Origin of the sequence: Shewanella sp. AS16, from assembly GCF_021412365.1 — a bacterium.
Lineage (GTDB): Bacteria > Pseudomonadota > Gammaproteobacteria > Enterobacterales > Shewanellaceae > Shewanella > Shewanella salipaludis.
Map to the genome: position 1 here is coordinate 1 of NZ_JAKCLK010000020.1, position 5,578 is coordinate 5,578.

Sequence of the window (5,578 nt, forward strand, 5' to 3'; positions counted from 1 at the left end):
CCGGGTGCTGATCACGGTCAAGGCCGGGGCCGTGGTGGTTGACAATGAGTCGAACGGCGGCGCGGCCGGCGTGCTTGGCCTGCTGCTCGGCGGTTTGGCGCTCATCAGACGCAGAGTCTTCAAGTCAAAGCGAGAAGCTTAAATAAAAGCAAAAAGGCGAGGTTTTCCTCGCCTTTTTATTTGACTCGCTGCTTGGATACAAAAACTTTATTTCATGCATAACAATGGCTGAACTTAATACTCATTCAATCCCTCAGCGAGCAACGCCTGATTAACCCGTTATTAAGTGTTGGCGATACTGAAGCTGATTATATACATAGTGTTTTCCAGTGCTTCCCTTGAGATTAACAGCTGGATAGATTCCATTAAAATCTGGGCATTCCACAAATAAATATCTGCCACTAAAGAGTTTTTCGAATTACATGACTAAACTGAAGTAGATCAGGATTCATCCCATCTGGCTAATTCAACTTCAAATTCAACTGCAAACAGGGAAATAGAGCCTTATGTTACATGGACATGTAGGTTTAAAGAGGCTCGAACAAGCACCGAATCTCAACATCCAATATTTACCAGACTCACAGGAATGCCTGTCATTTCCGGATATTTCCCTGGCCTTTAGCCTCTCTCAAACCCACAAGCCGATACCAATGCCAATGCACGGCGACGGCCCGACATTGGGACCTTCTGCCCAAGTTCACACATGCCAACATGGAAATGAGCTTAGGAACAGGCTCAAACAGGCATGGCTAAAACCCGGGGCCGATATTCCCGACCTCCTGTTGCTTGTTGGCAATGACGCTCAGACCTATGACAGTGACTCTAGTTGTGACTTGGATTTTGACCTGTTAACCCATTTTTGCTTTCCGGCACTGGCGCAATCGAGGGACAAAGCATGAGGCAGCCCAACAAGAAGACCAAAGGCGCAACCGGCCTGCAAATACTCCTGCCGGCCCTGCTGCTGGCCCAGCCAGCCATAGCCTCGGTGCGTTCGGCCAGTGTCTCCCGCAGCCGCAGCGGACGACAACATGCCGTGTTCACCGGCACAATGGCAACAGCCGAGCAGGCCGAAACACCCAAGACCAGCCCCTTCGCGGCATTCGGGGGCATGGAAAGCCAACGCCAAGCTCTGCCGAGCGACCCAGCCGACGCCATGGCGTTTTTGCGCCGGCAAGGCTTGCTGCTCCAGGGCGATGCAAAACATGCTGCGGCCCTCTCCGGCCAGTATCTGGACGATCCCCAGGGCAGGAAAACCTTTGCCGTGTTAAACGCCAACAAAACGAAATTTTCCGGGGTAACGGCGACCCATCAATATACCTGTGTGACAGATAACCCAGTGCATAAACTCACTGTTCATGAACGCGATACTTGGGTGAGCTGTAACAACAACCTGACCAATGCCACTTTTTCCACCTCCCAAGCTGTCATTGTGGCCAATGGCGTCTGTGTCATCGCCGCCAGAGACTGTAGATTCGGCCTCATAGACACAACTCCACCCATATTTCAGAACGCCACCCCTGCCGTCGGCTCTGTTACCACCTCGGGGGCGACCGTTTCCGCCGATCTGGACGAAGACGGCACAGTTTATTTTGTGGTGCTGGCCAATGGTGCCGGTGCCCCCAGCGTTGCCCAGGTGAAAAATGGCCAGGACAGCGGCGGCGCTGCGGCGCTGGCCAGTGGCAACTTCACCACAGCGGGAACGAGCGGCAGCCAGGCATTCAGTAGTTTGTCCGGCAATACCGCCTATGACTTGTATGTCGTCGCTCAGGATAATGCAACTATACCCAACGCGCAGGCGGCGGTGATCAAGGTCGATTTCACCACGGCGAACAATGCGCCAACCAATATCAGCCTGGATAACGCCGCAATCGACGATATCTCGACCGGAGCGGCTGCAGTCATAGGTAACCTCGGCAGCACAGACGCAGATGGCGCCGATATCCATACTTATACTTTGGTGAGCGATGGCGCATCAGGCTCAGGCAGCTGCGGCGCATCCGGCGATGACGACAATGCCAGCTTCCAGTTAGACAATGTCAACGACGAACTTGAGACAGGCAACAGCCTGGCGGCCGGCAGCTATAATGTCTGCCTCCAAACCAGTGACGGTATCGACAGCTTTCAGAAGACCTTTGCCATCACTGTCAATGCAACCAATGTAGCCCCCATCATTGGGAACCTCAGCGGCGACAGCTTCACCTTCACCGAAGGTGATGCGGCAACCCTGCTGGATCAGGGCGCAGCGCTGACGCTGAGCGATAGTGACAGCAGCGACTTCAACTTGGGTAACCTGACGGTGAGCATCACCTCGGGCAAAGATGCCGCCGAAGACATCCTGGGCCTGAATACCTCGGGCACTGTTGCCTTATCCGGTATCACGGCCGGTTCCAACGTGTCGGTCGGCGGCACTGTAATAGGCACCTTGGGTAACAACATAGCCGCAGGCAACAATCTGCTGGTCAATTTCGATGTCAACGCCACCCCGGCCAATGTCCAGACACTGGCACAGGCGATCACCTATCAAAACAGCGACACGGATGCGCCCACCACAGGCAGCAGAAATATCAGAGTCACAGTAAACGACGGCGACGGCGGCACCAGCGCCAACCAAGATATCAGTGTCACAGTGGCCGCAGTCAACGATGCGCCGCAGATAACCTCCACTGCCACCACGGATGCCACCCAAGACACGGAATACAGCTATAGGGTGACGGCCTTGGATGCCGAAGGTGACAACATCACCTGGTCGGTAAAAGACGGCTACAGCCTGCCGAGCTGGCTGAGTCTGTCGGCGCAAACGGATTACGTGGTGAGCAGATTTGCTGGCAGCCAGACGGGATTATCCGGCTTTGTCAACGGTGCAGCGGACGAGGCCAGGTTCTATAAACCTTATGGCGTGGCCGCCGACAGTAATGGCAACGTTTATGTGGCGGATTATAACAATAACAGCATTCGCAAAATCGACAGCACAGGCAATGTCACTACCTTGGCAGGCTCTGGTGTGGCTGGGAGTGCCGACGGCAATGGCACCAGTGCCACATTCAATAGACCTTATGCCGTCGCCGTCGACAGCAGTGGTGTCGTCTATGTGGCCGATCACGGCAATAACCTGATCCGCAAAATCGACACCTCGGGTAATGTCACCACGGTAACAGGCACCAGCCTGGATAGACCGCGCGGTATTGCCGTCGACGACAGCGGGAATATTTTTGTGGCCGAATGGGGCAGCCATAAGGTGACCAAAATAGCCGCCAATGGCACAGTTTCCCTGGTTGCGGGTATCGGGTTTGGCTACGCCGACGGCGATGGCACCAGTGTGGCAAAATTCAATAAACCCAATGGCATTACCCTGGACAGCAGCGGCAATATCTACGTCGCCGAATATACTGGCTGCCGGGTACGTAAAATAGATACCGACAACCAGGTTTCCACCCTGGCCGGCAACGGCACTTGCTACTATGCAGATGGCCCGGCGGCCGATGCCGAATTTTTCCAGTCCACCGGCATTGCCAGAGACAGCACAGGCAATCTCTATGTGGTCGATTACGGCAGCAAAATCATTCGTAAAATTGGTACCGATGGCAATGTCAGCACCCCGGCCGGCGGCATAAGTAGCACCACGGGCTCTTCAGGACAGGGAGTGCCAGGCAATGCTGACGGTATAGGCAACGACGCCTATTTCAATGGTGCTTACGGCATCAGCATAGATGCAAATGACGATCTCTATGTCGGAGACAGCAACAACCAGACTATCCGTAAGGTCACTACCCCAAAAACCATACTGAACGGCACCCCGGGCAGCGGTGACGGCGGTGATCAAGCCATCTGTTTGGTGGCCAGTGATGGCACAGATACCACAGATCATTGCTTCACCCTGACAGTCACCACGCTCAATACTGCACCGACAATAGCCACCAACACAGGCTTAACCTTGAACGAAGGGGCAACTGCGACTATCGGCAGCGGCTTGCTGGCGGCGGCCGATGCCGAAAACAGCCCGGCCGAGCTCGGCTTCAACATCACCACGGCGCCGAGCAACGGTACCCTGTTTGTCGATAGCAACAACAACGACACCTTGGACGACGGTGAAGCACTGGCACTCAGCGATAACTTCACCCAACAAGATATCGACGATGCCAAGCTGCATTATGTGCATGACGGCGGCGAGACCAGCTCCGACAGCTTAACCTTTGATTTAAGCGACGGCACGGCCAGCCTCACAGGGCAAAGCTTCAGCATCTCAATCAATCGCGTCAACGACGCGCCCACCGGCGCGGTCAGCATTACAGGCAGCGCCATTGAAGATCAAACCTTAACGGCGAGCAATACCTTAGGCGACGCCGATGGTTTGGGTGCCATCAGCTATCAATGGCTGCGGGGCGGCAGCAATATCAGCGGCGCCACCAGTAGCAGCTATTTGCTGAGCGATGCCGATGTCGGCGCCAGCATCAGCGTCGTTGCCAGCTACACGGATAACCAGGGCACAGCCGAGAGCGTCACTTCCAGCGCCACAGCCGTCGTGACTAACGTCAACGACGCGCCCACCGGCAGTGTCAGCATCGCCGGCAGCGCCATCGAGGATCAAAGCTTAACGGCGAGTAATACCTTAGGCGACGCCGACGGCCTCGGCAGCATCAGCTATCAATGGTTGCGGGGCGGCAGCAATATCTCGGGAGCCACCAGTAGCAGCTACACCCTGTTGGATGCCGATGTCGGTGCCAGCATCAGCGTCGTTGCCAGCTACACGGATGACCAGGGCACGGCGGAGAGCGTTACTTCCAGCGCCACAGCCGCCGTGACTAACGTCAACGATGCGCCCACCGGCGCGGTAAGCATCACAGGCAGCGCCATCGAGGATCAAAGCTTAACGGCGAGCAATACCTTAGGCGACGCCGATGGCCTCGGCAGCATCAGCTATCAATGGCTGCGTGGCGGCAGCAATATCAGCGGCGCCACCGGCAGCAGCTACTTGCTGAGTGATGCCGATGTCGGTGCCAGCATCAGCGTCGTTGCCAGCTACACGGATGACCAGGGCACGGCGGAGAGCGTTACTTCCAGCGCCACCGCCGCCGTGACTAATGTCAACGATGCGCCCACAGGCAGTGTCAGCATCGCCGGCAGCGCCATTGAGGATCAAAGCTTAACGGCGAGCAATACCTTAGGCGACGCCGATGGTTTGGGTGCCATCGGCTATCAATGGTTGCGGGGCGGCAGCAATATCTCGGGAGCCACCAGTAGCAGCTACACCCTGTTGGATGCCGATGTCGGTGCCAGCATCAGCGTCGTTGCCAGTTACACGGATAACCAGGGCACAGCCGAGAGCGTGACTTCCAGCGCTACAGCCGCCGTGACTAATGTCAACGACGCGCCCACCGGCGCGGTGACAATCACAGGCAGCGCCATTGAGGATCAAAGCTTAACGGCGAGCAATACCTTAGGCGATGCCGATGGTTTGGGTGCCATCAGCTATCAATGGCTGCGCGATGGCAGCAATATCAGCGGCGCCACCGGCAGCAGCTATTTGCTGTTGGATGCCGATGTCGGTGCCAGTATCAGTGTCGTTGCCAGCTACACGGAT

Annotated in this window: 2 protein-coding genes; both read left to right on the forward strand. The window is 56.1% G+C overall.

Translation table 11 applies throughout. From position 1 onward, the window contains the following. The first annotated feature begins 506 nt into the window (after positions 1-506). Entirely contained in the window at positions 507-899 is a 393-nt protein-coding gene (locus LZP73_RS19040; protein ID WP_234236488.1) for a hypothetical protein, read from the forward strand. Continuing rightward, positions 896-5,578 (forward strand): cadherin-like domain-containing protein (locus LZP73_RS19045; protein ID WP_326490364.1); only part of this gene is annotated, 4,683 nt, incomplete at its 3' end. The genes LZP73_RS19040 and LZP73_RS19045, both read left to right, overlap by 4 nt.

Coding starts and splice junctions, on each gene's coding strand:
- LZP73_RS19040 (WP_234236488.1), top strand. CDS start 507: ATGTTACATGGACATGTAGGTTTAAAGAGGCTCGAACAAGCACCGAAT.